Consider the following 26,683-nt stretch of genomic DNA (forward strand, 5'->3'; position numbering starts at 1 on the left):
TGGGGTCGTGAGTGGTACGGCCGGTTCTAACCGGTCAGAACACTCACGACCCCCGCTGGGTAAACTGCTTGGACTATGGAGATCTGGATCAATCCGAAGTGCTCGAAGTGCCGGTCGGCGTTGTCGGTGCTCGACGCGGAGGAGGCCCAGTACACCGTCCGGTACTACCTGGAGACGCCGCCGACGGTCGCGGAGCTCGAGGCCGTGCTGGACCGGCTCGGGCTGGAGCCGTGGGACATCACCCGGTTCGGTGAGGCCGTCGCGGGCACGCTCGGCCTGAAGTCGTGGCCGCGCGACGATCGTGCCCGCTGGGTCGCGGTGCTGGCCGAGAACCCGATCCTGATCCAGCGGCCGATCATCACGGCCGACGACACCGCGGTCGTCGGCCGGTCCGAGGAGTCAGTGCGGTCCGTGCTGGACTAGCCGGAGCAGGGTGCCTGCCGGGTCGTTGACGGCGGGGTCGAGTACGACGTCCGGGCTGACCGGGGCCTCGTAGGGCGCGTTGATGCCGGTGAAGTCGCTGATCTCGCCGTTCCTGGCTTTCGCGTAGAGGCCTTTGGGGTCACGGGATTCGCAGACGGCGAGCGGCGTGTCGACGAAGACCTCCACAAAGGACAGACCGGCTGCCTCGTGCGCCTGTCGTATCTGGTCGCGGTCGGCCTGGTACGGGCTGATGAGCGACGCGATCGCCACGATCCCGGCGTCGGCGAAGAGCTTCGCGACCTCGCCGACGCGGCGGACGTTCTCGGCGCGGTCGGCCGCGCTGAAGCCGAGGTCGCTGTTCAAGCCGTGGCGCAGGTTGTCGCCGTCGAGGAGATACGCGGGCCTGCCTTCGGTGACGAGGCGGCGTTCGAGTTCCGCGGCGATGGTCGACTTGCCGGAGGCGGACAGGCCGGTGAGCCAGACGGTCATGCCCCTGGTCGGCCGGTCGTCGCGGGTGACGGCGGTTTCGTGCCAGACGACGTTCGAGGCGGCGCCGGTGATCATGCCCGCCGCGACGGTGTCGTGCGTGGTCTCGTCGACGAGGATGAAGCCGCCGGTGCCGCGGTTGCGGCGGTACGGGTCGAAGTGCAGCGGCCGCCGGGTGCGCAGCCGGACGCGGCCGATCTCGTTGAGGGACAAGGAAGTCGCGGTCTCGTCGCGGTGCAGGGTGGTGACGTCCAGCCGGTAGTCGAGCTTGCGGACGGTCGCCTTCGTGCGGCTGGTGGTGTGCTGCAGCGAGTATTCGTGGCCCTCGGTCAAGCCCGCACGCTCGCTGAACCAGCAGAGCATGGCGTCGATGTCCTGGCTCGCCTGCGGCTGATTCCCCGGGCGGCACAGCAGATCACCGCGGCCGACGTCGAGCTCGTCGGCCAGTTCGACGGCGACGGCCTGTGGCGGGAACGCCTCGGTGATGGGTTTTCCGCCGGGGCCCCAGATCGCGCGGATGGTCGTGGTGAACCCGGCGACGCGGACCTCGTCGCCCGGCTTGAAGACGCCGCCCTGGATCGTGCCGGCGTAACCGCGGAAGTCAGGCTTGCGTATAACGTACTGTACAGCGAGGCGCGCGTCGATCAGGTTGCGATCGGACGCGATGTGCACCTCCTCCAGCTGATGGAGCAGGGAAGTGCCCTCGTACCACGGCATCGCGGCGCTGCGGTGCACCACGTTGTCGCCGAGCAGCGCCGACATCGGTACGAACGTGAGATCGTGGACGTCGAGTTTCATCGCGAAGCGGCGGAACTCCTCGCGGATCTCGTCGAACCGTTCCTGGGACCAGTCGACGAGATCCATCTTGTTGACGCAGAGCACCAGGTGCCGGATGCCGAGCAGGCTGGCGAGGAACGCGTGTCGCCGCGACTGTTCGACGACGCCTTTGCGCGCGTCGATCAAGATCAGCGCGAGGTCCGCTGTGGACGCTCCGGTGACCATGTTGCGGGTGTACTGCACGTGCCCCGGCGTGTCCGCGATGATGAACTTCCTTTTGGGCGTGGCGAAATACCGGTGCGCGACGTCGATCGTGATGCCCTGCTCGCGTTCGGCGCGCAAGCCGTCGGTGAGCAGCGCTAGATTCGGGTAGTCCTCGCCGCGGTCCCGGCTGGCGCGCTCGACGGCGGCCAGTTGATCCTCGAACACCGTCTTGGAGTCGAAGAGCAGCCTGCCGATCAAGGTGGACTTGCCGTCGTCGACGCTTCCGGCGGTCGCGAGCCGCAGCAGCTGGGACATCAGAAGTACCCTTCCTTCTTCCGATCTTCCATGCCCGCTTCGGAAATCCGGTCGTCGGCCCTGGTCGCGCCCCGTTCGGTGACCCGGCTGACCGCGGTCTCGGCGACGACCTCGGCCGCGGTCGACGCGGTGGATTCCACGCACCCCGTGCAGGTCGCGTCGCCCACGGTCCGGAAACGCACGGTCGCCTCGTAGGGCTCCTCGCCGGGTTCGAGCGTGACGAACCGGGTGTGCGCGAGCAGCATCCCGTCACGCTGGAAGACCTGGCGCTTGTGCGCGTAGTAGATGCCGGGCAGCCAGATGTCCTCGGCCTCGATGTACTGCCAGATGTCGAGCTCGGTCCAGTTGGACAGCGGGAAGACCCGGATGTGCTCGCCCTTGCGGTGCTGTCCATTGTAGAGCGACCAGAGCTCGGGCCGTTGCCGTCGCGGGTCCCATTGCCCGTGCTCGTCACGGAAGCTGAACACCCGCTCCTTGGCGCGCGCCTTCTCCTCGTCCCGTCGCGCGCCGCCGAACACCGCGTCGAACCTGTGTTCGCCGATAGCTCGCAGCAACGTGGCCGTCTGTAAGCGATTCCGGCTCGGGCCGTCGTCGGTGACGCGCCCGGCGTCGATGTCGTCCTGAACGCGCGCGATCAGCAGCCGGACGTCTTCGGTGCGCGCGTCCCGGAACTCGATCACCTCGTCGAAGTTGTGCCCGGTGTCGATGTGCAGCACGGGGAACGGGATCGGCGCAGGCCAGAACGCCTTGGTCGCCACGTGCAGCATGACGACGGAGTCCTTGCCGCCGGAGAACAATAGCACCGGCCGCTCGAAGGTCGCGGCGACCTCACGGAAGACGTGCACCGCCTCCGCCTCGAGCGTATCCAGATGGGAGAGCTCGTACGCTGTGGTCACGATCGAAAAAACTAGAACAAGTTCTTGCGGTCGGTCAACCCCGCGAGGACGCTGTACCCATGGACCTGGTCGCACTCGAAGAGCTCAAGCGGCTCAAGTACCGCTACCTGCGCAGCCTCGACCTGAAGCGCTGGGCCGAGTTCGAAACCACCCTCGCCCCCGACGCCACCGCCGACTACGGCGAGCAGCTGCGCTTCGGCAGCCGCGCGGAGATCGTCAAGTTCATGCGCACCTGGCTGGAGTCGGACATCATCACCGTTCATCACTGCCACCATCCCGAGCTGGAGATCGACGGCTCGACGGCGACGGGGAGCTGGTGCCTCGACGACACGATCATCGTCCCCGAGCACCGCCTGATGATCCGCGGCTCGGCGTTCTACGAGGACGTCTATGTCCTCGGCGACGACGGCTGGCGCATCGCGCGCACCGGCTACCAGCGGACCTACGAGTCGACGATGTCGCTCGACGACATGCCGAGCTTCAAGCTCACGGCCAACCGCTGGGCTGCGGGCTGACACGGCCCGCGGGAAAACCCTGGTCACGTTCTCGGAACCGGGATAAAGCGGGCTTTACTCCGCGGGATAAAGCCCGCTTTATCCCCGGGAGTAAAGCGGGCTTTATCCCGGGTGGGTTGCGGGGTGGGGGTCAGCCGCCGACCGCGGCGGTGACCTTGGCGGCGATCTCGGTCAGGGCTTGGCCGCGCCGGGCGATCTCGGCGCCCGTGATCGTCATGCCGACCGACAGGGTGAGGACCAGCTCCTGGGCGCCCAAGGCGTTGAACGTCGGCGCCGCGATGAAGTTCACCGGCTGCTTCTTGCGTGGAGCCAGATCCTCCGCGAGGTAGAAGCGTTCGCCTAGGTTGGACACCATTTCGCCCACCAGGTCCCGCACCTCGGCCGGTAAGTCGTAAGCCGCGACGCCTGCCATGAGCGAGTGCAGCCGCACGCCCGCCAGTGTCAGGCTCTCGACCAGGTACCCGCGTTCGCGGCATTCGGCGCCGACCTGGCGCAGGCGTGGCCGGTTCAGCTTGACCGGCAGGGTCGGCGGCTTCGCGAGCCAGCGCTCGAAGTCGGCGTCCGGACCCCACAGGACGTACATCAGGCCGACCGGGGGAGCGAACGGGTAGCGCTGGCCCGCCATGCCCGGCCCGGTGCGTTCGAGCACCACGATCTGCTCGCCGACCACGGCCGACGCCGAGCAGACGCAGGCATAACGCTCGGCCAGCTCCTCGAGCATCGGCCGCGCCAAGCCTGCCGCGGTGAAGCCTTCTTGGGCGACGCGGCCCGCGGTGATCAGGGCGGGGCCGAGGCCGTAGGTCTTGGTGACGGGGTCGCGCAGGAGGTAGCCGCCGTCGGTCATCGCGGTGAGGATGCCCAGGCAGGTCGGCTTGCTCAGGTCGAGTTCACGCGCGAGCTGGGACAGCCCGAACCGCTTGCCGCCCGCGGCGACCAGGAAGTCGAGCACCTGGAGCACGCGGGTCGTCGGCGGGGACGTGCGCATTGACCACCACCTAGAACAAGTTCTACTCTCAGCGAACGCAAACTGTACCAGTCCGGTCCATATTTGTACCGCGAGGAGTCGCTTGTGCTCACGCAGCCGTTCGCCGCCGCGATCGCCGAAGCCGAGAAGATCATCACCGAGGCGCCGCACATCCGCACCGAGCAGGACCTGCTGGAGGGGTACGACTACCTCGCGGGCGGCATCCGCGCGTCGCTGCAGATGGCCTGGGCGTACGAGCGTGACTTCCCGTTCTTCACGCAGTCGACCGGGCCGTACACGAAAATGGGCCTGGACAACCCGGACACCCTGTACTTCAACGCCAACATCCGCGAAGACCGCGAGTATCTGGTCACCGGCGTCCGCGGCACCACCGCCGACCTGAGTTTCCAGATCCTCAACGGCGACTACTCGCCCGTCGTGGTGCCGGACAGCCTGGCCGCCTTCGACGACCGGGCCATCGAAATCCGCGACGACGGCACCTTCGAGATCCGGTTCGGGCCAGGCAAGGCCGCGAAGAACTACTTCACGCTCGGGCCCGGCTCGTCGATGCTCGTGGTCCGCGAGGTCTTCAGCGACTGGTCGGAGCGCAAAGGCGAGATCACCATCCAGTGCGTCGACACCCGAGGCGGCGCGCCGAAACCGCTGAGCCGGGACGCCATGACGAAACGCTACGGCGTCGCCGGGAAGATCCTGCTCAGCAGGCTGAAGACGTTCCTCGCCTTCCCGAAGTGGTTCTACCTCGACCTGCCCGTCAACACGATGACCGAGCCCCGGCCGACGCCGGGCGGGCTCACCACCCAGTTCTCCTCTGCCGGGCACTACGACCTTGCCGACGATCAGGTCATGATCGTCACCGTGCCGAACGCGGGCAAGGAAACCGCGCCGTACCAAGGAATCCAGCTCGGCAGCCCGTGGTACGTGTCGATGGACTACATCAACCACCAGACCAGCCTCACCGCCGACCAGGCGCACACCGATCCCGACGGCAAGATCCGCTTCGTCGTCAGCGAGCGCGATCCCGGTGTCGCGAACTGGCTGGAGCGCACCGGGCACGCGCACGGCTACGTCCAGATACGCTGGCAGCGGCTGACCCGCGACCTCAAACCCGACGACGGACCCGAGGTCGAGATCGTCGATTTCGCGGACCTGCCCGCGAACCTGCCGTTCCACACCCCGATCACCCCCGAGGACCGGGCCGCGCGGATCGCCGCGCGCCAGGCCGCCGTCGCGCGAAGGATGCTGGGCTGATGCTCGAAGACAAGGTCGTCGTCGTATCCGGGGTCGGCCCGGGACTGGGCCGCTCGATCGCGCTGCGGAGCGCGCACGCGGGTGCGAACGTCGTGCTCGCCGCCCGCGACGAGGCGCGGCTGCGTGACGTCGCGAAGGAGGTCGACGCGCTCGGCCGCAAGGCGCTCGTGGTCCCCACCGACATCACCGACGACGCCTCGGCGGGCGCGCTGAAGGAAGCCGCGCTCGGCGAGTTCGGCCGGGTGGACGCCTTGGTCAACAACGCGTTCGCGATGCCGCCGATGGTCGATCTGCTCGACATCGAACTCGAAGCGCTCAAGACCGCGCTGGACACCACCACGCTGGCCGCGCTGCGGCTGACCAGGCTGTTCGCGCCCGCGCTCGAAGAGGCGGGCGGCGCGGTCGTGATGATCAACTCGATGGTGGTGCGCCATTCCCGGCGTACCTTCGGCGCGTACAAGATGGCGAAGGCGTCACTGCTGGCGATCTCGCAGAGTCTCGCGACCGAGCTCGGCCCGCGCGGCGTCCGGGTGAACTCGGTGGCGCCCGGCTACATCTGGGCGGACAACCTGCGGTGGTATTTCGCTTATCTGGCCAAGGAAAGAGGCCTCACGCCCGAGGAGATCTACGCCGAGACCGCCGCGACCATCGATCTGCGGAAACTGCCCGAGCCCGACGAGGTCGCCGACGCGGTGGTCTTCCTCGCGTCGCCGTACGCGCGGGCGATCACCGGCCAGTGCCTCGACGTCAACGGCGGCGAATACCACCACTGAGGAGCGTTTGTGCAACGGGACAACGTCGGCACCGTCGCGGATCTGCACGCGTCGGCGACCAAGATCACCGGCCTCGACGACTTCGGCGACGACGAGTACCTGGAAGGGCTCGAAGTCCTGCTGGAGTCCTACGCCCGCGACGAGCAGCTGACGCCGCTCGGCTACCGCGTGCACCGTTCGTTCCTGCGCGGCGCGCTGGTCGGGCGGCTGCTCAGCGAAGCGGCGTGGCACCGGCATCCGGAACACGCGGACGTGCCGATCGAACGCCCGATCTTCGTCACCGGGCTGCCCCGCACCGGCACCACCGCCCTGCATCGGCTGCTCGCCGCCGATCCACTGCACCAAGGCCTCGAAGTGTGGCTCGCCGAGGTTCCGCAGCCTCGCCCGCCGCGGGACAAATGGGCGGCTGACCCCGTCTTCCAGCACATCCAGGCCGGCTACGAGCAGCACCACATCGACCATCCCGAGTTCATGGGTGTGCACGCGATGTCCGCGGACCAGATCGAGGAGTGCTGGCAGCTGCTCCGGCAGTCGATGAAGTCGCTGTCCTACGAATGTCTCGCGCACCTGCCGACCTACTCGAAGTGGCTCGACGGCCAGGACTGGACCGGCGCGTACCGGCGGCATCGCCGGAACCTGCAGCTCATCGGCCTGCCGGACGCGGGGAAGCGCTGGGTGCTGAAGAACCCGAGTCACCTGTTCGCGCTCGACGCGCTGCTCGAGGTGTATCCCGACGCGCTGATCGTGCAGACCCATCGTGAGCCGAGCACGATCATCGCGTCCGTCTGCAGCCTGAACGAGCAGGCCTCGGCCGGGTGGTCCGACCGGTTCCGCGGCGCTGTCGTCGGCCAGGACCAGGTCGACACCTGGTCACGTGGGCTGGATCGATTCACCGCCGAGCGAGCCCGCCACGATCAGTCTCAGTTCTTCGATGTCGACTACCGGGAGTTCGTGGCGGACCCGCTGGGCACGGCGGCGGGTGTCTACCGTCATTTCGGCCTGCCGCTGGGCGAGCAGGCCGAGGTCGCGATGCGGCGTCTGCACGAGCAGAGCACCACGGGCCGTGCGAAACCGGCGCACCGGTACTCGCTCGCCGACTTCGGGCTCACGAGTTCAGGTGTGGCCGCCCGTTTCGCGGGCTCTCCGGTCTCGGATGGTCGTTGACCACCATGTTGTAGACGTCGGTCACCTGGCCGCGCAGCCGCGCGACCGCTGACCGCATGTTCGCGGCGATTTCATCCGGGTCGACCTGATCCACGTCACCCTCGGGCGCGTGCCTGCCGACCGAATTTTCCTCCTCAGGCACGTTCGCTTGCTACCCCGATCGGGCGAGACTGAAACGCACCTCTTGGAGTGGCCGCCGTCACTGTGTCGGATCCTGTCGGAATCTGTCAGAAATCGGTCGCCGGGCAGGGCGCGCGCTGCTAGCTTCCGGGGCCGTGGATCTCTTCTCGCGCGCGTGGACCGCGTTGCTCTCGGCCGTGGCCGACCTCAAGGACGAAGACTTCGCCCGTCACTCCGGCTGTGCCGGCTGGCTGGTGCGTGACCTGGTGTGCCACCTGGTCATCGACGCACAGGACGTGCTGATCACCCTGGTGACGCCCGCCGAAACCGAACCGACCCGAGACTCGGTCACCTACTGGCAGGTGTCCGACAAGCCGCCGACGGGCGACGATCCGCTCGACGCGCTGATCGTCCGGCTTGCGGCCGCGTACGAGGACCCGGCGCTGCTCAAGTTCCACCTCGACGACGTCGGCTCGGCGGCAGGCCGCGCCGCCGAACTCGCCGACCCCGGCATCCGGGTCGCCACGCAGGATTTCGTGCTGACCGCCGGCGACTACCTCTCCGCGTACGTGCTGGAGTGGACGTTGCACCACCTCGACCTGATCGCCGACCTCCCCGGCGCGGCGCGGCCGCCCGCCGAGTGCGTCGCCAAGGTCAGGGGGATGCTGGAGAAGATCGCCGGGTCGCCTTTCCCGGCTTCGTTCTCCGACACGGATGTGCTGCTCGTCGCCACCGGGAGGCGCGCGCCGACCGAGGCGGAGCGGGCCGGATTGGGTGAGCTGGCGGCGAAACTCCCGCTCGTGCTGGGCTGATCGCGGCGCGGCCGAGGTTTGCCGCGCGAGGGCACCGGGAACTTTCGGGTGCGATGCGGACGTTGTGATTACAGGACGCATCGGACGAAAGGGGATGGGACATGCCGTCGTTCAAGAAGCTCGCCGCGCTCGCGGGCACCGCGGCCGCCGTGCGCGGGTACGCGAAGAAGAACCCGGAGAAGGTCAACAAAATCGCGGGCCAGGCCGCGGAATTCGTCGACAAGCGGACCAAGGGCAAGTACCACGGCCAGATCGGCGGGATGCTGCAGAAGGTGCGCAAGGCGACCAACGACCCCGGCCCAGGACACGTGTAGCCGACGGGAGCCCGTGCGCCGAGAATGAGGCGCATGGGCATCCCTGTGGTACTCGACTGCGATCCGGGGCACGACGACGCCATCGCGATCATGCTGGCCGCCGCCGACCCGGCGATCGACCTGCTGGCGATCACGACCGTCGCGGGCAACCAGACGCTTGAGAAAACCACGCTGAACGCACGGCGCGTGTGCACTGTCGCGGGGATCACGGACATCCCGATCGCGGCGGGGTGCGCGCGCCCGTTACTGCGGCCGCTGCGAGTGGCGCAGGACGTGCACGGCGAGTCCGGTTTGGACGGTCCCGCGTTCGGCGAGCCGGTGGTCGAGGTGGCGCCGGAGCACGCCGTCGAGCTGATGCACCGGCTGCTGGCGGAGCGGCCCGTGACGCTCGTGCCGACCGGTCCGCTGACCAACATCGCGTTGCTGCTCACGCGCTATCCCGAGGACGCCGGCCGGATCACCGAGATCGTCCTGATGGGCGGTTCCACCGAACGCGGCAACACCACTCCGTACGCGGAGTTCAACATCTTCGTTGACCCCGAGGCCGCCGCTGTCGTATTCGGCAGCGGGGTCCCGGTCACCATGTGCGGGCTGAACGTCACGCATCAGGCGCTGGTCACGCCCGACGTCATCGCCCGGCTTGACGCGCTCGGCACCGAGCTCGGCCGGTTGAGCGTCGAGCTGATGACCTTCTTCGGCGCTACTTACCGTGAGCTGTTCGGGTTTTCGTCGCCGCCGTTGCACGACCCGGTCGCCGTCGCGCGGGTGATCGACCCGTCGCTGGTGTCCTGTGTCGACGCCCATGTCGCGATCGAGACGCTCGGCGAGCACACCAGGGGAGCGACCGTGGTGGACTTCGGCGCCACGCCGAACGCGCGCGTCGCCGTCGCGCTCGACACGGAACGGTTCTTCGAGCGCGTGGTCGGCGCGGTGCGCGCACTGTCCACAAAGGACTAGAGGTCGTCGTGTCCGATAATTGTCCGAAGCCGGCAGTTCGTTAACCCTTGACACAACCGTTACTTCGGCACCACCCTGATGACGCTGTATTGAAACGATTCATTCCGCCTGAGGGGAACGCACGGTGAACCGTGTCGCCGCGAAGTCGCCGATCGTGGCGCTGCGTGACGTAGTCAAGAGTTTCGGCGCGGTTCGGGCACTCTCCGGCGTCTCACTCGAACTCCGGCCCGGTGTCGCGCACGCGCTGCTCGGTGAGAACGGCGCCGGAAAGTCGACCTTGATCAAGGTACTCGCCGGCGCGCATCGGCCGGACGCGGGGGAGATCCGCATCGACGGCGCCCCGCACCGCATGCACGGCCCCGGCGACGCGCAAGCCGCCGGGATCGCGGTGATCTACCAGGAGCCGACCCTGTTCGGCGATCTTTCCGTGGCGGAGAACGTGTTCATCGGCCGTCAGCCGCTGAAATCCGGCCGCCGCATCGACCACGCGGCCACGAAGAGCGCGACCGGCGCCTTGCTGGCGAGGCTGGGCGTGACACTCGACCCCGACCGGCCCGCGCGCGGGCTGTCCATCGCCGATCAGCAGGTCATCGAGATCGCGAAAGCGCTCTCCCTCGACGCGCGGGTGATCGTGATGGACGAGCCGACGGCGGCGCTGTCCGCCGCGGAGGTCGAAAGACTGTTCGGCGTGGTAAGGGCTTTGCTGGCACAGGGGGTCGCGGTCTTGTTCGTCTCACACCGGCTGGACGAGGTCTTCGAACTTTGCGAGGAGGCCACCGTGCTCCGCGACGGCGGCCACGTCTGGACGGGCCCACTGGACCAGACCACGCCGGACGAGCTGGTCAAGCGCATGGTCGGGCGCGAGCTGTCGGCGCTGTTTCCCAAGCAGGCGACCGAACCCGGCGAGGTGGCGCTGTCCGCGCGAAGGCTCACCCGCGAAGGCGTGTTCGTCGACGTCTCGTTCGACCTGCGGGCAGGCGAGATCGTCGCGCTCGCCGGGCTCGTCGGCGCCGGGCGCAGCGAGGTCGCGCGCGCGGTGTTCGGCATCGACCGGCTCGACGCGGGCGAGGTGCGCGTCGGCGACCGGGTGCTGCCCAGCGGTTCGCCGAGCGCGGCGATGGCGGCCGGCATCGGGTTCGTGCCGGAGGACCGGCGGCAGCAGGGGCTGGTGATGGACGCGTCGATCGAGCGCAACACCGCGCTCGCGTCGCTCGGCAAGCTGAGCAAAGGCGGGATCGTGCGGCGCCGCGACGAGCGCGCGCTCGCGCAGGACTGGGCGGTCAAGCTGCGCCTGAAGTTCGCGAAGCTGAGCGACCCGGCAGGCGTGCTCTCCGGCGGCAACCAGCAGAAGGTCGTGCTCGCGAAGTGGTTGTCCCGCAAGCCGAAAGTGCTCATCGTCGACGAGCCGACGCGCGGCATCGACGTCGGGACCAAGGCCGAGGTGCACCGGCTGCTCTCCGAGCTGGCCGCCGACGGCGTCGCGGTGCTGATGATCTCGTCCGAGCTGCCCGAGGTGCTGGGCATGGCCGATCGCGTGCTGGTGATGCACGAAGGCAGGCTCGCCGCCGAGCTGCGCGCGCCGCTGACCGAGGAGTCGATCGCGCTCGCCGCGGCTGGTCGCGGATGACCGCGCACGCCGAGGCTCGCGCCGTCGAGCCGGAACGCGGCGCGCGGCGGCTGCTCGACCGCGCCGGGCGCGTCCGCGAACTCGGGGTCGGCCTCGTGCTGGTGCTCGTGGTCGCCGGGACGGCGGTCGCGAATCCCCGGTTCGTGCACCCGCAAAGCCTGCGTGACCTGCTGCTCAACGCCTCGATCATCGCGCTGCTGACGGTCGGGCAGACGATCGTGGTGGTCACGCGCAACGTCGACCTGTCCGTCGGCTCGGTGCTGGGGCTCTCGGCGTTCATCACCGCGTCGGTGGTGGCCGCGCATCCCGGGATCCCGGTCGCCGGCGCGCTGCTGCTCGGCGTCGCGCTCGGGCTGGTGTGCGGGATCGTGAACGGCCTGGTCGTGTCGCTGGGCCAGGTGCCGAGCCTGGTGGTCACGCTCGGCACGCTGTATGTGTTCCGCGGCTTGGATTTCGCGCTCGCGCACGGCACCCAGGTCAACGCGGCCGACCTGCCGCAGTCGCTGCTCGGGCTGGGCAGCGGGCGCGTGCTCGGGGTGCCGTACCTGGTGCTGATCACGCTGGTCGTGGTGCTCGCCGCGGCCTTCTACCTGCGGTCGTACCGGTCCGGCCGCGAGCTGTACGCGATGGGTTCGCATCCCGAAGCGGCGATGCTCGCCGGGATTCCGGTGCGGCGCCGCGTGTTCACCGCGTTCGCCGTCTCCGGCGCGGTCGCCGGCCTCGCGGGCGGGCTGTGGATGGCGCGCTACGGCACGGTCGACGCGGCGGCGGGCACCGGGCTCGAACTGCAGGTCGTCGCGGCGGTCGTGGTCGGCGGGGTGGCGATCTTCGGCGGGTCGGGCAGCGTGCTCGGCGCGGCGCTCGGCGCGTTGCTGCTGAGCACGATCACCAGCTGCCTGATCGTGCTGGGCGTGCCCGCGTTCTGGCAGCAGGCGATCACCGGCGCGCTGCTGCTCGCCGCGATCACGGTCGACAGGATCGTGTCGCTGCGTCTCGCCGCCGCGTTGCGTCCCGACCGGCGGAAGGCGGACCACGATGCGTGAGCGGCTGCTGCGCTGGGAAACCGTGCTGGTGCTGGCCGTCGTGGTGGTCGCGCTCGTCGGCGGCGGGGATTTCCTCAACGGCAAGAACCTTTTCTACCTCGGGCTCGACATCGGCGAGATCGCGTTGATCGCGTTGCCACTGACCCTGGTCATCGTCGCCGGCGAGATCGACCTCTCGGTCGCGTCGGTGCTCGGACTGTCGAGCGCGCTGATCGGGACCCTGTGGAACGCGGGACTTCCGCTGGAGACGATCCTGCCGATCGTGGTGCTCGTGGGCGCGCTGTGCGGCGCGGTCAACGGTCTGCTGGTCACCGGGCTCGGGTTGCCTTCGCTGGCGGTCACCATCGGCACACTCGCGCTATACCGCGGACTCGCGCTCGTGCTGCTCGGCGACACGGCGGTCGCGGACTTCCCGTCGAGCTACACCCAGTTCGGCACCACGCCGGTCCCCGGCACTGATTTCCCTTACCCGATAGTGGTTTTCGCGGTGCTCGCGGTCGCGTTCGGCGTGCTGCTGCACGGAAGCTCGTTCGGCAGGGCCGTCTACGCGATCGGCGCGAACACCGAAGCCGCGCGATTCTCCGGGATCAGGGTCAAACGCACGAAACTGATCCTCTTCACGCTGACCGGCGCGGTCGCCGCGCTCGCCGGTGTCGTCTACACACTGCGGTTCTCCAGCGCGCGTGCGGACAACGGCACCGGGCTCGAACTCGCCGTCGTCGCGGCCGTCCTGCTCGGCGGGGTGTCCATCTTCGGCGGCAAAGGCTCGCTCGGCGGGGTGATCGCCGGGGTGCTGCTGCTCGGCGGGCTGCGCAATCTCCTGATCCTCGACGACGTGTCGACCGAAACGCTCACCATCGTCACCGGCCTGCTGCTGCTCGTCGGCGTGCTCGCGCCACCGAGCGCGGTCCGGTTCGCGCGCTGGCGGGCAGGCCGAACCATACTGAAGGAAGCGACAAGATGATCCGAAAACTCGCCACCGTCACCGCGCTCGCGCTCCTGCTGGCCGCGTGCGGCGGCACCACCAAGGACAGCGGCGCCAAGCCCGGCGGCCCGAGCGGCACCACCGGCGCGGCCAACGCGCAGGCCGAACTCAAGACCGGCCTCAAGTTCACCTACCTGCCCAAGGCGGTGAACATCCCGTACTTCTCGGTGGTGGGCAAGGGCGTCGAGCAGGCGGCAGGCGAGGTCAAGGGCGAGTACAAGGCCACCGGCCCCTCGGACGCGAGCGCGGCTTCCCAGGTCACCTACATCAACACCGCCGCACAGCAGCGCCAGGACGCACTGCTCCTCGCGGCCAACGACCAGAACGCGGTCGCACCGGCCTTGAAGGCCGCCCGCGCGCAGGGCATGAAGGTCGTCACCCTCGACTCCGACGTCGCCGCCGACGCACGCGACCTGTTCATCAACCAGGTCGACTCCACCGAGATCGCGGTCAAGCAGGTCGAGCTGATCTCCGAGGCCATCGGCGGCACCGGCGAGATCGCGCTGCTGTCGGCGACCGCCAACGCGACCAACCAGAACACCTGGATCGCGATCATGAAAGAGGAACTCGCCAAGCCCAAGTACGCCGGTCTCAAGCTGGTCGACACCGTCTACGGCAACGACGAAGACCAGATGTCGTTCCAGAAGACCCAGGGCCTGTTGCAGGCGCACCCCGGTTTGAAGGGCATCATCGCCCCGACCACGGTCGGCCTCGCCGCGGCCGCCCGCTACCTCAGCTCCTCGGAGTACAAGGGCAAGGTCGCGCTCACCGGCCTCGGCACCCCCAACCAGCTCCGCGAATACGTCAACGACGGAACCGTCAAGTCCTTGGCACTGTGGGAACCCGCCAAGCTCGGCTACCTCGCGACCATCGCCGCGGCCTCCCTCATCTCCGGCCGCATCACCGGAGCCGAGGGCGAGAAGTTCACCGCCGGCTCACTCGGCGAGTACACGATCGGCAAGAAGGCCGAGGTCATCCTCGGCCCGCCCACGGTCTTCACCAAGGACAACATCGGCCAGTACAACTTCTGACCAACCCACTTCACGACTGAGGTCGTGAGTGGTACGGCCGGTTCTAACCGGCGAAAACACTCACGACCCCTGCTCGGCTGTCCCGTCCGCGGCAGGGTCGTGGTCGGGCTTGGGTGAGGGCCTAGTTCGCTCGGATTCGTGGGGTGGGGGCTTAGTTCGACCGTATATACGGGTGGGAGAGGCCCTGACCCGCTCGGTTCGGGTGAGGGAGGCCCTCACCCGAACCGAGCGTGGATGAAGGCTCCCCTCATACCCGGGCCTTGTACCTGGATGAGTGCGGTTCGCGTCGTCCAACGCCGCAAACCGCACTCACCCCGCCCTGAACGAACCTCAGTCACCAGCCACCCCGGCCACGGCTGAGCACACCAGACACGCCACCTTTGAACTTCCGCTCAAATAGAACCGCCCGCAACGCTCACGACCCCTTGGTGGAAAAGGCGTTGACCGGGTCGTGGGGTGGCGGTCAGACTGGGCGGCATGAACGAGACGTGGCGTGAACCCGGGGGCGGTTTCCTTATGTGACAACAACTGTCACGTCCGAAGCCGCCATCGGTGCTGCCGATCGGCGGCTTTTTCTTTTGCCGGTGTGTCCAGGGGACTGCTCGGATTCCAAACCCGGGCATTGGGGTTCGACTCCTCACACCGGTGCCCGGATACAGGGCGCGTTGGTCCAGTGGCATGGATTCCCGGCTTTCACCCGGGCGACGCGGGTTCGATTCCCGCACGCGCTGCCCAGGGTTCGCGAAAATGTCGGACCCCTGTGTTCCCATGATCGTGAGCGGTTGAGCCACCCCGGCAGGCGGGGAGCCCGCGAACGAACAAGGAGCACATCATGGCCGGAGAAACCGTCATCACGGTCGTCGGAAACCTCGCCGCCGACCCGGAACTGAACTTCACCTCGTCCGGTGCCGGCGTCGCCAACTTCACCGTCATCTCGACCCAGCGCATGCTGGACCGCGAGTCCGGCGAATGGCGTGACAAGGACAAGATCGCGCTGAGATGCAGTTTATGGAGACAACCCGGCGAAAACGTGGCCGAGTCGCTGAACCGGGGCGATCGCGTGATCGTCCAGGGCAGGCTGAAACAGAGATCCTACGAGACCAAGGAAGGCGAGAGACGCACCGTGGTCGAGCTCGACGTCGAGGAGATCGGCCCCTCGCTGCGCTGGGTCACGGCCAGGCTGACCAAGGTGAGCCGAGGCGGCGACGGACCGGCCGAGTCGCCATGGGCCTCGCCGCCGGTGCCGGTGGGAGCGGGGGTGGGCGGCGAGCCCCCGTTCTGATCGTTCCCGCCCGAGCTGAAGGGGTCGTGAGTGGTACGGCCGGTTCTAACCGGTCAAAACACTCACGACCGCTTAGGCGATGCCGATGCCGATGACCGGGCTTTTGGCCGGGTCGAGCCATTGCAGGAGCTGGTCGAGTTCGCGCGCGGGGATGGAGACACAGCCCGCGGTCGGCTTGCCGGTGGAGACGTGGAGGAAGAAGGCCGAGCCCGCGCCGGGCGTGGCCGGGTCGCGGTTGTAGTCGATGACGGCCGCGCGGTCGTAGGCGCGGCCCACCGTGCCGAGGTCTTCGCCTGCCGTCTCGTCGAAGGGGCATTCGCCGGGCGGGCATCGGTAGTACTGGTTGTAGAACTCGGACTCGGTGTCGGAGACCCACCAGTCGTGGGTGTCGACCTTGCGGTACGGGATCTTGTAGCCGTTGCCGGGCTTGTTGCCGAAGCCTTCGGTGAGCGTCCAGACGCCTGCCGGGGTGTGGGCGGCGCCTTCGCTTGCCTGGCCGATGCCCTGCTCGCCGACGAACGCGCTGACCGGCCCGAGCACGGCCTGCCAGCCTGGGCCGGACCGGTGCCAGGCGGTGAGCTGCGCGGTGGTCGCGGTCTCGTCGGCGCCGACGACGGTCACTATCTGGCAGGCGCTGCCGTCGTAGGGCAGTGGCAGCTCACGGGAGGTCACGGCGAGGATCGTGGCGGCGAGCACGCGGCCCGGTCAACTTGACATCCTCGAACCGAGCAGGTGAATTTCACGATTCGGTGTGCCGGAGTACCAGGAGCATGCCGCGTTCGTCGGCCTCGGCCTGGTCGTTCTCCACGCAAGCCGTGAGGTCGGCGTGGACAGCCTTGCTGTCGATACCTGCGCCGATGAGCACGAGTTCGGTGCGTCGCTGCTCGTCACGGGCCCAGCGGGTCCGTTCGAAGCGGAGGAACGCGCCGACGGACTGCATGGCGAACTTCTGGCGCTCCGCGCTCGGGCCGAAGTCGATGAAGCCCTTGATGCGGTAGAGGCCGTGCGGGCGGGCCTCGAGGAACTTCACCAGCCTGCGCGGGTTGAGCGGGCGCTCCGAGACGAACTCGACGCTCTCGTAGGCGGCGTGGATGTGCTCGGAGTGGTCCGCGTGTTCGTGGCGCAGGTCGTCGAACGAGAGCTGGCCGGTCTTGGGCCCGGGCTCGGGGTCGAAGAACAGCTCGGGGTCGATCCGGCCGAACTCCGTCGCGAGCACGGGGGTGCCGGGCGCGAGTTCGGTGAGCAGCGCGGTGAGGCGTTTTTGCTCGGGCTCGGGCACGCGGTCGGTCTTGTTGAGCAGCACCAGGTCGGCGAACCTGAGGTGCTGGTCCAGCTCGGGGTGCCGCGTGCGGGTCTCGTCGAACTCGGCCGCGTCGACGACCTCGATCAGGCCGCCGTAGGTGATCGCCTGGTTCTCGCTGGCGATCATCAGGCGGATCAGGTCGCGGGGCTCGGCGAGCCCGCTCGCCTCGATCACGATGACGTCGATGTTCGCCTTGGGCTCGGAGAGCTTGCCGAGCATGGCGTCGAGGCCGCTGGCGTCGACCGCGCAGCACAGGCAGCCGTTGGACAGCGAGACCATCGCGTCGACCTGGCCTGCGACCGACATGGCGTCGACGCCGATGGCGCCGAAGTCGTTCATGATCACGCCGATGCGCGCGCCCTGGTCGTTGGTGAGCAGGTGGTTGAGCAACGTCGTCTTACCGGAGCCCAGGAACCCCGCGACGATGAGCACCGGAATCCGCTTCCGCGCCAAGACTTTCCCTCCTGCTCCAGCAGCGACCCGCGGTCACCATAACGGGTCGCCGCCGGGTGCCTTCACGGCAGGAGGATCAGCTTCCCGCGCACGTGGCCCGCTTCGCTCTCGTCCTGCGCCGCGCCTGCCTCGGCCAGCGGGTAGGTGCGCGCGACGGGGAGCTGGAGCTGTCCGTCGGCGACGAGCCGGGTGCCGTCGGCGAGCGCGCCGGGCACGTCTTCGGACGGGCTGCCGCCGGTGAAGCGCACGCCGTGGTCGGCGGCGTCCGGTGCCGCGATGGTGATGACGCGCTCGGTGCCGCCGGTCAGCTCGATCAGCGCGGGCAGCGAGCCGCGCCCGGAGGCGTCGAGCGCCGCGTGTACCTCGCCGGGAGCCGCCGCGCGGACCCGGTCGGCCAGGCCGTCGCCGTAGACCACGGGGATCGCGCCGAGTGAGCGCAAGTACTCGTGGTTGGTCTCGCTCGCGGTGCCGATCACCGTCAGGCCCCGGTGCACCGCGAGCTGGACGGCCACGGTCCCGACGCCGCCCGCCGCGCCGTCGACCACCAGCGTCTCGCCCTTCTCGAGGTCGAGCAGGGCGAGCGCGCGGTACGCGGTCTTGGTGACGCCGGGGATGGCCGCGGCCTGCTCCCACGAGACCTCGGCGGGCTTGGCGGTGATCGCGGCGGCCTCGGCCAGCACGACCTCCGCGTAGCCGCCGCCGGTCGCCGAGCCGAGCACCTCGTCGCCGACGGCGAACTCGGTGACGCCCTCGCCGACCGCGTCGACCACGCCGGCGACGTCCCCACCCGGTATCGCCGGGAATTTCGCCGGGAACGCCTTCCCGCTGCGGATCTTCCAGTCGATCGGGTTGACCGAAGCCGCACGAACGGAGATCCGGACCTGGCCGGGGCCCGGTGACGGAACCGGCCGCTCAGCCACGCCGAGCACGCTGGAGTCGCCGTACTCGGAGAACTCGATGGCGCGATATGTCTCAGTCATATCCGTCGGCAACCGAGCGGGCGCGCCGGGTATTCCTCACTCGTTCGGGCGCTGCCCCCACGCGGCGATCGTCAGCCAGGAGTAGTCCACAAAGGTCGGGTCGTCGTAGGTCGAGTACGCGGAGTCGAGCACGTCCTGCTCGATGAGCCCGGTCTCGACAGCGTGCGCCTCGACCAGCTGCGTGGTCGAGCGCAGGAAATGCGCCAGCGGCGAGCCGCCTCGGGCCGGCCTGATCTGGCCTTCGGAATCGCAGCCGACGAGCCCGGCGTGTTCCAGCGGCAACGGCAGCGTGCGGGCGAAATTGGGATCGGTGCCCACGCGCTGGGACAACACCAGGCCGAGTGTTTCCAGCGACCGCCGGACATCAGGGTCGGAGGACAATTCGGGCAATGTGGTCGCCATTTCGACCAGCAGGGTTCCGCCGGGGCGCAGCCACGACGCCAGCCGTTTGAGCACCGTTTCGCGCTCGGCCAAATGGTCGAGTACGAACCGGGTGTGGATCAGATCGAACTCACCCGGCGCCGGATCGACGGTGATGTCGTGATGGAGCACCGTGATCCCGAGTTCTTCCAGCGGTCCCAGGAACTTCAGGCTGAGATCGGTGGCGACGACGTGCTCGCCGCCCGCCAATTCCGCCATTCGCCGCGCGACCGAACCGGCGCCCGCGCCGACCTCCAGGCACCGCCATCCCGGCGCTATTCCGAAACGGTCGAGATTGCGCAGGCTGAACGGATCAAAGATCTGCTCCAACAGGCTCAGGCGCTCGTACTCCGCCTGGGTCCGTGTGTCGACGAAACCGTTCCACCCAACCGTTTTCGGCATCGAGGATTCCTTTGTGGATAACGTGGATCCCCCTCCGTGGCCGAGCATAGGCGATCACGCACAGCCAAGAACCGGGGTCGCCCAGTCGGCGTGGTCGAAATTCTTTCCGTCGCCGCCGTCGGTCGCTTCCAGTGTCAATCGCCGCACGCCGGTGACGTCCACAGTGACCGGTTTCGCGCCGTCGCCACTGTGGACGACGCCGGTGTCGGCGACCGGGCGGCCGTCGGCGAGAACGCGGAACGTGACCGAACCGGGCGAGGTGACCTCGTCGTCGATCCCGACGCGGGCGCTGAAGGCCGAGCAGGCGCCGCCGAGCCACACGGTGACCGAGCCGGGCGCGTGCATCCCGATGCCCTTGGCGTACTGGGTGCCGCCGATCGACAGCGTGCGCCCGTCGCCGGGCTCGGCCTCCCCATTGGATGTGTCGCGTTCGACCGGACCGTATCCATTGTTTTCCGTCAGGAATGGCAGGTCGCTGACCTGTGTGGTCCCCGACGGGTTCGGCGGCGGTACGAAGGTCTGGACCACGGACTCGACATGCACCGGCAGTTTGGCGGGGTCGCCGGGGAAGCGGAAGTCGGCCGCGACCGGCAGGTCCACGGAACCAGTCGGTTGGCCGGCCGCGGTGAACCGCCACGTGCCCGAGAGCGTCTCACCGGCCGCGAGCTTGGCTCGCGTGAGAGCGGGTCCTGTCACCGACCAGCCCTGGGGCGCGGTGGGCGCGAGCCGCACGTCGGTGATCGCGGCGTCCGGGGTGAACGACCCGGTGACGTCCACGGTGCTGCCCTCGGCCGACGGCGGGGTCAGCGTCAGCGTGGTGCGCGGTACCTGCCGGACCGGTTCGTCGCAGGTCGTGCGGCCGGGCTTGGCCGGGCAGAGTATCGACACGAAGCCGCCGTTCGTGGCCGTCGGCACCGCGAGCCGGTCGGCCTTGCCGACCGTGCGGAGGTCGCGGACGTAGCCGTCGCGCAGGGTGTCGCTGAGCCAGTTGCCGTCGCCGAGGAAGTTCAGCGGCAGGTCGAACGTCTTCGCGGCCTGCGCGGACAGCCCGCCGACGAACCAGCGTTCACCCGAACGCCGCGCGACGACGGCTTCCCGGCCTGGCCGTCCACTCAGGAGCCTGGTCTCGTCCCAGACGGTCGGCAGCTGGTCCAGCGTGCGCAGCGCTTCGGGCCGCGCCTGGTAGTTCTCCGGTTTGTCGGCGCCGTGCTGCCAGCCGGACTCGTACACCAGGAAGGTCGCGACCTCGTGCAGATCGGTGGTGTCGCGATCGGACACGACGAACGCGGTCGGCGTGTAGTCCATGCTGCCGACCACGTTGCGGGTGAACGGGAACATCGTGTTCGTGGCCGCGCGGGTGCGGAACTGCTCGGCGCCGCGGACCGCCTCGAAGCTCATCACGTGCGGCCAGGTGCGCTGCAGCCCTCGCGGGATGGTCGCGCCGTGGAAGTTGACCATCAGCTTGTACTTGGCGGTCGCCGCGGTGATCTGGTCGTACCAGGCGAACCTGGCCTGCGAGTCCGAGTCCATGAAGTCGACCTTCACGCCCGCCACGCCCCAGGACTTCACCTGCGCGAGCCTGGTCTCCCGCTTCTCCGGGGTGTCCAGGTTCGTCCAGTGGAACCACAGCAGCACGTCGACGCCGCGAGCGCGCGCGTAGCGGGTCACCTCGGGCACCCAGGACGGGTCCCAGCCCTCGTCGATCAGCACGTACGGCCAGCCGTTGCGGGCGGCGAAGTCGATGTACTGCTTCTGCCGCGCGGGATCGCTGGGGCTCTGGTGTTCGGACAGCCACGACCAGGCCACCTTGCCGGGCCGGATCCACGAGGTGTCGGCCAGTTTCGACGGGGTCGCGAGATCGTCGACGAGCGTCGAGCCGGTGACCGTCGCGAGGTCGCCGACGATCGCGGTCCGCCATGGCGTGCTCAGCGCGCCGGGCACCTGGGTGTCGGCGAGCTTGATCGAGTAGGTGCTCGAACCGGTCGAGTGAGTGAGCCTCGCGCCGGAATAGCGTCCGTCCACATCGGATTCGGTGAGCAGCACGTAGTCGCTGCCGACGGAAAACAGTGACGGGAAGCCGAAATCACCTGAGGTGGCACCGGACGCGGTCGTTTCGACGCGGGTGTCCTCGTAGTTCGGGGTGTAGGGGAGCAGCCAGGCCGGAGCGCTCGCGGGCAGTGTGAACGCCGACGCCTCACCGGTGATCGTCGCGGCGGACGGCAGCGTGTAGCGGTACGCGACGCCGTCGTCCGACGCGCGCACGATGACGTTCAGCCGGGTGCCGCCGTCACCGGCGAAGGCCAGCGTGGTCTCGGCGGAACGGGCGTGACGCTGCAGCTTCTTGCCGGTGGTCATCGTGTACTGCTCGTCCACGGTCCTGGTGCTGCGGCTCAGGAAACGCAGGTTCTTCGTCAGGTCCGCCGCCGTGGTGCGGACGCCGAGCGGCGCGGGTTCCAGCACTCGCCGCCCCGCGCTGGTGACCCCGAACGCCAGTCCGCCCCCGGCTGTCTGGGTGACTTCGGCAGTGACTTTGCCCGACAGGCTGACCGTCCAGCCCGCGGCTTGCTGCGGCGCGGGTAACAGGGAAGCGAGCAGGGCGAGGACAGCGGAAAACGATGCCATGATCGTGGAGTCTTGTGACGTGCCGCCGAAAGGTCAACAGGACAACAGGACACAGTCGAACACCGCTCTCAAGGAAAGTGTCGCAGTGGTTGCGTCCTGCGCACCAGTTCGCGGAGATCGCCGCTGACCGCGCCTGCGGCCCTGGCCTGGACCAGGATATTGCCCAGTGCGGTGGCTTCCGTGGGACCGGCGACCACCGGCAACCCGCAGGCCTCGGCGGTGAGCCGGCACAGCAACGTGTTCCGCGCGCCGCCGCCGACGATGTGCACCACCTCGACCGGGCGCCCGGAAAGCCGTGCGGCGTCTTCGATCGCCGAGCGATAAGCCTCCGCGAGACTGTCTAGGACACAACGGGTGAATTCGGCGGGGGTTTCCGGCTCGGGCTGGTCGGTTTCCCGACAGGCCTGGGCGATCCTGGCAGTCATGTCACCGGTGGCAAGGAAACGCGGATCGGTGGCGTCGACCACCGAGCGCTTCGGCAGGGTCGCGGCTTCGGCCAGGAGCGAATCGAGGTCGACCGTCCATTCGCGACGGCATTCTTCGAGCAGCCACAGGCCCATCACGTTGCGCAGGAACCGAACCTGCCCGTCGACGCCGAGTTCGTTGGTGAAGTTCGCGGCCTCGGCTTCGAGTGTGAGGATCGGCTCCGGCAGTTCGACGCCGACCAGAGACCACGTTCCCGAGGATATGTAAGCGAAGTTCCCGTCCACGGCGGGCACGGCCGCCACCGCCGAGGCCGTGTCGTGCGAACCGACCGTGTACACCGGCGCGGACTGCCCGGTTTCCTTACTGACCAAGGGAAGCAGCGGCCCGGTGAGGTCACCCGGACGGCGCAGCGGGGCGAACAGCCCGGGATCGCGATTGATCAGGCCGAACGCCTTGGCCGACCAGTCACGCGTACGCGGATCGAGCAGGCCGGTGGTCGACGCGTTCGTCAGCTCGGTGCCGGACTTCCCGGTCAGCCAATAGGTGATCAGGTCGGGGATGAGCAGCAGCCTCGTCGCGGCCCGGTGCTCCACGCCGAGCTGGAAGATCGTGTTGATCGGCAGGAATTGGCAGCCGGTCTCCGCGTAGAGCCCCGGCGGCTGGACCGCCCGCGCGGTGCGTTCGTCCCGGTAGTGGACGGGGTTGCCGACCAGCGAACCCCACGCGTCGAGCAGGCCGTAGTCGACCGCCCACGAGTCGACGCCGATGCCGTCGACCGGCCCCGCCGCGCGCAAACCGTCCAGAACCGCCTGGTACAGACCGAGCACGTCCCAATGCAGCGTCCCGGCGACACGCACCGGCCGGTTGGGGAACCGGTGCGCTTCCCGGAGTTCGAGTGTGGCGCTGTCGGCGGTCATCACCCGCCCGCTCGACGCGCCGAGGTCGACCGCGGCGAAGACGCTCACCGCAGGAACGCCCCGGTGACCCCGCCGTCCACCGGCACGTGCAGCCCGGTGGTGTGGCTCAGCTCGCCCGCGGTCAGCACGAACACGGCGTTCGCCACGTGCTCCGGCAGCACCTCGCGCTTGAGCAGCGAACGCTGGGCGTAGAACGCGCCGAGGTCCTCCTCGGCCACCCCGTAGACGGCCGCGCGCCGTGCGCCCCAGCCGCCCGCGAAGATCCCGGAGCCGCGGACCACGCCGTCGGGGTTGACGCCGTTGACCCGGATGCCGTGCTCGCCGAGTTCGGCGGCGAGCAACCGGACCTGGTGCGCCTGGTCGGCTTTCGTCGCGCTGTACGCGATGTTGTTCGGCCCGGCGAACACGGAGTTCTTGCTCGCGATGGAGACGATGTCGCCGCCGAGCCCCTGCGCGATCATCTGGCGCGCCGCCGCCTTCGAGACCAGGAACGACCCGCGTGCCATCACGTCGTGCTGGCGGTCCCAATCTTCTGCCGTCGTCTCCAGCAGTGGTTTCGACACCGACAGGCCCGCGTTGTTGACCACCAGGTCGATCCCGCCGAAAGCGAGCGCGCCCGCGGCGAACGCGGCTTCGATCGAGGCCTCGTCGGTGACGTCCATCGTGACCGCGACCTGCCCGAGTCCGTTCGCGACGGCCTCTGCCGATTCGGTGTCGACGTCCGCGACGACCACGCACGCGCCTTCCGCGGCGAGCCGCCGTGCGATGGCCTTGCCGATGCCCGAGCCCGCGCCGGTGACCAGCGCGACCCGGCCCTGCAGGGGTTTCGGCTTCGGGCGGCGGGCGAGTTTCGCCTCCTCCAGCGCCCAGTACTCGATGCGGAACTTCTCACGCTCCTCGATGGGCGCGTAGGTCGAAACGGCCTCGGCGCCACGCATCACGTTGATCGCGTTGAGGTAGAACTCGCCGGCGACCCTGGCCGTCTGCGCGTCGGCGCCGAACGAGAACATGCCGATGCCGGGAACGAGCACGATCGCCGGGTCGGCGCCGCGCATCGCGGGGGAGTCCGCGGTCGCGTGCCGCTCGTAGTAGGCGCGATAGTCCTCGCGATACGCCGCGTGCAGCTCCTTCAACCGGGTGACGACCTGGTCGAACGGCGTGGACGGCGGCAGGTCGAGCACGAGCGGGCGCACTTTGGTACGCAGGAAGTGATCGGGGCAGGAGGTGCCGAGCGCGGCCAGGCGAGGATGCTCGGCGCGCGCGAGAAAGTCGAGCACCGGCGTGGCGTCGGTGAAATGGCCGAGCCGCGGCCGGTCGGTGGAGACGAGCCCGCGCAGCACCGGCGCCAGCTCGGCCGCCTTGGCGAGCCGATCGGGATCTGCCTGGTAGCCGGGGATTTCCGGGCCGAACGGCTCGGGACGCCCGTGTTCTTTCAGGAACTCCGTCGCCGTCCGGATGATCTCCAGCGAGTGCGCCTCGGCTTCGTCGGAGGTCGCACCCCAGGCGGTGATGCCGTGCCCGCCGAGAATGCAGCCGATGGCGTCCGGGTGATCGCGCTCGACGGCCGCGATGTCCAGCCCGAGCTGGAAACCGGGCCGCCGCCACGGCACCCAGACCACCCGGTCGCCGAAGCACCGCTCGGTCAGCTTCTCGCCGTCGGTCGCCGTCGCGAGCGCGATCCCGGCGTCCGGATGCAGGTGGTCGACATGCGCGGCGGTGACCAGCCCGTGCATGGCCGTGTCGATGGACGGCGCCGCCCCGCCACGGCCATGCAGGCAGTAGTCGAACGCGGCGACCATCTCGTCCTCGCGGTCGGGGCCGGGGTAGACGCCGGCCAGCGCGCGGAGCCGGTCGAGCCGGAGCACGGCGAGCCCGTCGGCGGTCAGCGTGCCGAGGTCGCCGCCGGATCCCTTGACCCACAACAGTTCCACCGGCCGTCCGGTGACCGGATCGGTCTCGGTGCCCTTGACCGAGGTGTTGCCGCCCGCGAAGTTCGTGTTGGCCGGGTCGGACCCGAGCCGGTTGGACCGGCCGATCAGCTCGTTCACGCGCCCCAGCCCGCCTGCTCGCCGCCGACGCGTTCCGCGGCGATCTTCTCCTGATACCCCGAACGCCGGTAGGCGGCGACGGGATCGGGGTCGAGCCCGCGCTCGGTCCGCAGCTCGGCGAGCAACGGCCGGACGTCGGTGTTGTAGGCGTCCATGAAGACATCGTTGGCCGCCAAGACATCCCCACTGTCCTGAGCGGACTTGAGCGCCGCGCGGTCGACGAGCAGCGCCTTGGCCGTCGCCTCCTGGACGTTGCAGATCGAGCGGATCTGGCCGGGGATCTTGAGCTCGATGTTGTGGCACTGGTCGAGCATGAACGAGACGGACTCCAGCCCGTCACCGCGCACGACCTCGTACAGGATCCTGAAGAGCTGGAACGGATCCGCCGCGCCGACCATCAGGTCGTCGTCGGCGTAGAACCGCGAGTTGAAGTCGAACGCGCCGAGTTTTCCTTCCCTGAGCAGGAAAGCGACGATGAACTCGATGTTCGTGCCCGGCGCGTGGTGCCCGGTGTCGACGCACACGGTCGCGCGCTCGCCGAGTTTCAGGCAGTGCGCGTAGGACGTTCCCCAGTCCGGAACGTCGGTGGTGTAGAACGCGGGCTCGAAAAGCTTGTACTCCAGCAACATTTGCTGGTCACCGGTCAGTCTGTCGTAGACGGTCGCGAGTGCTTCGGCGAGCCGGTCCTGCCGGTCGCGGATGTCGTCCTGGCCAGGGTAGTTCGTGCCGTCGGCGAACCAGAGCTTGAGGTCACGCGAGCCGGTCGCGTCCATCACGTCGACGCACTCCAGCAGGTGATCGAGGGCCTTGCGGCGCACCGCCGGATCGGGATTCGTGACGCTGCCGAGCTTGTAGTCGTCGTCCTGGAACACATTGGAGTTGATGGTGCCGAGCGCGACCCCGGCGTCCCGCGCGTACCTGGCGAGCGCGCCGTAGTCGTCGACCTTGTCCCAGGGGATGTGCAACGCGACGCTCGGCGCGACCCCGGTGAACGCGTGCACCTGCGCCGCGTCGTCGATCTTCTCCTCGGGGGAGCGGGGAACACCCGGCTGGGTGAACACCTTGAACCTGGTCCCCGAATTGCCGTACGCCCACGAAGGCGTTTCGATGCGCTGACCGGCCAGTTTCGCTTTCACCGCGTCCATTCGGACTCCC

General features: G+C 68.8%; 25 protein-coding genes and 1 tRNA gene. 14 read left to right on the forward strand and 12 right to left on the reverse strand.

What is annotated here, in order from left to right; genetic code table 11:
* Positions 1–75: 75 nt before the first annotated feature.
* A complete protein-coding gene (locus AB5J62_RS16500; RefSeq protein WP_370949096.1) occupies positions 76–423 on the forward strand; it encodes an ArsC/Spx/MgsR family protein in 348 nt (115 codons plus the stop codon).
* Here AB5J62_RS16500 and cysC read toward each other — a convergent pair.
* Together cysC and cysD are read right to left on the reverse strand one after the other, a co-directional pair.
* Positions 400–2,205, reverse strand: a complete 1,806-nt coding sequence (gene cysC / locus AB5J62_RS16505; RefSeq protein WP_370949097.1) for an adenylyl-sulfate kinase — start codon at positions 2,203–2,205, stop codon at positions 400–402. The two genes, AB5J62_RS16500 and cysC, sit on opposite strands and share 24 nt — an antisense overlap.
* Positions 2,205–3,101, reverse strand: coding sequence for a sulfate adenylyltransferase subunit CysD (gene cysD, locus AB5J62_RS16510; protein WP_370949098.1), 897 nt, complete (start codon positions 3,099–3,101; stop codon positions 2,205–2,207). Before cysD ends, cysC begins: the two co-directional genes overlap by 1 nt.
* A gap of 59 nt (positions 3,102–3,160) precedes the next feature.
* On the opposite strand from cysD, the gene AB5J62_RS16515 reads away from it, so the two are divergent.
* Positions 3,161–3,616 (forward strand): nuclear transport factor 2 family protein, encoded by a 456-nt coding sequence (locus tag AB5J62_RS16515; RefSeq protein WP_370949099.1) that lies wholly within the window; start codon positions 3,161–3,163, stop codon positions 3,614–3,616.
* 130 nt (positions 3,617–3,746) lie between these two features.
* On the opposite strand, the gene AB5J62_RS16520 is transcribed toward AB5J62_RS16515, so the two are convergent.
* A complete protein-coding gene (locus AB5J62_RS16520; protein WP_370949100.1) occupies positions 3,747–4,601 on the reverse strand; it encodes an IclR family transcriptional regulator in 855 nt (284 codons plus the stop codon).
* 84 nt (positions 4,602–4,685) lie between these two features.
* Between AB5J62_RS16520 and AB5J62_RS16525 the strand changes: the two genes are divergently transcribed.
* Genes AB5J62_RS16525 through AB5J62_RS16535 form a run of 3 tightly spaced genes read left to right on the forward strand, consistent with a single transcriptional unit; the run spans position 4,686 to position 7,786 of the window.
* A complete protein-coding gene (locus tag AB5J62_RS16525) occupies positions 4,686–5,849 on the forward strand; it encodes a hypothetical protein (RefSeq protein ID WP_370949101.1) in 1,164 nt (387 codons plus the stop codon).
* Positions 5,849–6,622, forward strand: a complete 774-nt coding sequence (locus AB5J62_RS16530; protein ID WP_370949102.1) for an SDR family oxidoreductase — start codon at positions 5,849–5,851, stop codon at positions 6,620–6,622. Before AB5J62_RS16525 ends, AB5J62_RS16530 begins: the two co-directional genes overlap by 1 nt.
* A gap of 9 nt (positions 6,623–6,631) precedes the next feature.
* Positions 6,632–7,786, forward strand: a complete 1,155-nt coding sequence (locus AB5J62_RS16535; protein WP_370949103.1) for a sulfotransferase — start codon at positions 6,632–6,634, stop codon at positions 7,784–7,786.
* Here the strand turns inward: AB5J62_RS16535 and AB5J62_RS16540 are convergent.
* Positions 7,728–7,928, reverse strand: coding sequence for a hypothetical protein (locus AB5J62_RS16540; RefSeq protein ID WP_370949104.1), 201 nt, complete (start codon positions 7,926–7,928; stop codon positions 7,728–7,730). The genes AB5J62_RS16535 and AB5J62_RS16540 overlap by 59 nt on opposite strands.
* Before the next feature lie 133 nt (positions 7,929–8,061).
* On the opposite strand from AB5J62_RS16540, the gene AB5J62_RS16545 reads away from it, so the two are divergent.
* From AB5J62_RS16545 to AB5J62_RS16585, 9 genes are all read left to right on the forward strand, one after another.
* On the forward strand, positions 8,062–8,718 hold the full coding sequence (locus tag AB5J62_RS16545) for a maleylpyruvate isomerase N-terminal domain-containing protein (RefSeq protein ID WP_370949105.1): 657 nt from the start codon (positions 8,062–8,064) through the stop codon (positions 8,716–8,718).
* Positions 8,719–8,819: 101 nt separating this feature from the next.
* Entirely contained in the window at positions 8,820–9,032 is a 213-nt protein-coding gene (locus AB5J62_RS16550; RefSeq protein WP_370949106.1) for an antitoxin, read from the forward strand.
* A 33-nt stretch (positions 9,033–9,065) separates the two neighbouring features.
* Positions 9,066–9,989, forward strand: coding sequence for a nucleoside hydrolase (locus tag AB5J62_RS16555; RefSeq protein WP_370949107.1), 924 nt, complete (start codon positions 9,066–9,068; stop codon positions 9,987–9,989).
* A 124-nt stretch (positions 9,990–10,113) separates the two neighbouring features.
* On the forward strand, positions 10,114–11,616 hold the full coding sequence (locus AB5J62_RS16560; RefSeq protein WP_370949108.1) for a sugar ABC transporter ATP-binding protein: 1,503 nt from the start codon (positions 10,114–10,116) through the stop codon (positions 11,614–11,616).
* Positions 11,613–12,659 carry an ABC transporter permease gene (locus AB5J62_RS16565; protein ID WP_370949109.1) on the forward strand — a complete coding sequence of 349 codons (1,047 nt, stop codon included), beginning with the start codon at positions 11,613–11,615 and terminating at the stop codon, positions 12,657–12,659. Before AB5J62_RS16560 ends, AB5J62_RS16565 begins: the two co-directional genes overlap by 4 nt.
* Positions 12,652–13,623, forward strand: a complete 972-nt coding sequence (locus AB5J62_RS16570) for an ABC transporter permease (RefSeq protein ID WP_370949110.1) — start codon at positions 12,652–12,654, stop codon at positions 13,621–13,623. Before AB5J62_RS16565 ends, AB5J62_RS16570 begins: the two co-directional genes overlap by 8 nt.
* Entirely contained in the window at positions 13,620–14,675 is a 1,056-nt protein-coding gene (gene rhaS, locus AB5J62_RS16575) for a rhamnose ABC transporter substrate-binding protein (protein ID WP_370949111.1), read from the forward strand. Before AB5J62_RS16570 ends, rhaS begins: the two co-directional genes overlap by 4 nt.
* A 659-nt stretch (positions 14,676–15,334) precedes the next feature.
* Positions 15,335–15,406, forward strand: a tRNA-Glu gene (locus tag AB5J62_RS16580).
* Positions 15,407–15,507: 101 nt separating this feature from the next.
* Positions 15,508–15,957, forward strand: coding sequence for a single-stranded DNA-binding protein (locus AB5J62_RS16585; protein WP_370949112.1), 450 nt, complete (start codon positions 15,508–15,510; stop codon positions 15,955–15,957).
* Positions 15,958–16,029: 72 nt separating this feature from the next.
* Here AB5J62_RS16585 and AB5J62_RS16590 read toward each other — a convergent pair whose 3' ends face one another.
* From AB5J62_RS16590 to rhaI, 8 genes are all read right to left on the reverse strand, one after another.
* Entirely contained in the window at positions 16,030–16,629 is a 600-nt protein-coding gene (locus AB5J62_RS16590) for a L,D-transpeptidase (RefSeq protein ID WP_370949113.1), read from the reverse strand.
* A 67-nt stretch (positions 16,630–16,696) separates the two neighbouring features.
* Positions 16,697–17,713, reverse strand: coding sequence for a GTP-binding protein (locus tag AB5J62_RS16595; protein ID WP_370949114.1), 1,017 nt, complete (start codon positions 17,711–17,713; stop codon positions 16,697–16,699).
* Between the two features lie 62 nt (positions 17,714–17,775).
* On the reverse strand, positions 17,776–18,693 hold the full coding sequence (locus AB5J62_RS16600) for an NADP-dependent oxidoreductase (RefSeq protein WP_370949115.1): 918 nt from the start codon (positions 18,691–18,693) through the stop codon (positions 17,776–17,778).
* A 36-nt stretch (positions 18,694–18,729) separates the two neighbouring features.
* Positions 18,730–19,515: a class I SAM-dependent methyltransferase gene (locus tag AB5J62_RS16605; protein WP_370949116.1), complete on the reverse strand. Its 786-nt coding sequence runs from the start codon at positions 19,513–19,515 to the stop codon at positions 18,730–18,732.
* A gap of 54 nt (positions 19,516–19,569) precedes the next feature.
* Positions 19,570–22,137, reverse strand: coding sequence for a glycoside hydrolase family 97 catalytic domain-containing protein (locus AB5J62_RS16610; RefSeq protein ID WP_370949117.1), 2,568 nt, complete (start codon positions 22,135–22,137; stop codon positions 19,570–19,572).
* Between the two features lie 68 nt (positions 22,138–22,205).
* A complete protein-coding gene (locus AB5J62_RS16615) occupies positions 22,206–23,528 on the reverse strand; it encodes a rhamnulokinase family protein (protein ID WP_370949118.1) in 1,323 nt (440 codons plus the stop codon).
* The gene (locus AB5J62_RS16620) at positions 23,525–25,537 is read right to left on the reverse strand and encodes a bifunctional aldolase/short-chain dehydrogenase (protein WP_370950278.1); all 2,013 of its coding nucleotides are present in this window, start codon (positions 25,535–25,537) and stop codon (positions 23,525–23,527) included. The genes AB5J62_RS16615 and AB5J62_RS16620 overlap by 4 nt, the downstream gene beginning before the upstream one ends.
* Positions 25,525–26,673, reverse strand: a complete 1,149-nt coding sequence (gene rhaI, locus AB5J62_RS16625) for an L-rhamnose isomerase (protein WP_370949119.1) — start codon at positions 26,671–26,673, stop codon at positions 25,525–25,527. The genes AB5J62_RS16620 and rhaI overlap by 13 nt, the downstream gene beginning before the upstream one ends.
* Positions 26,674–26,683: the final 10 nt, after the last annotated feature.

Origin of the sequence: Amycolatopsis sp. cg5 (genome assembly GCF_041346955.1) — a bacterium.
In the GTDB taxonomy this organism is placed as follows: Bacteria; Actinomycetota; Actinomycetes; order Mycobacteriales; family Pseudonocardiaceae; genus Amycolatopsis.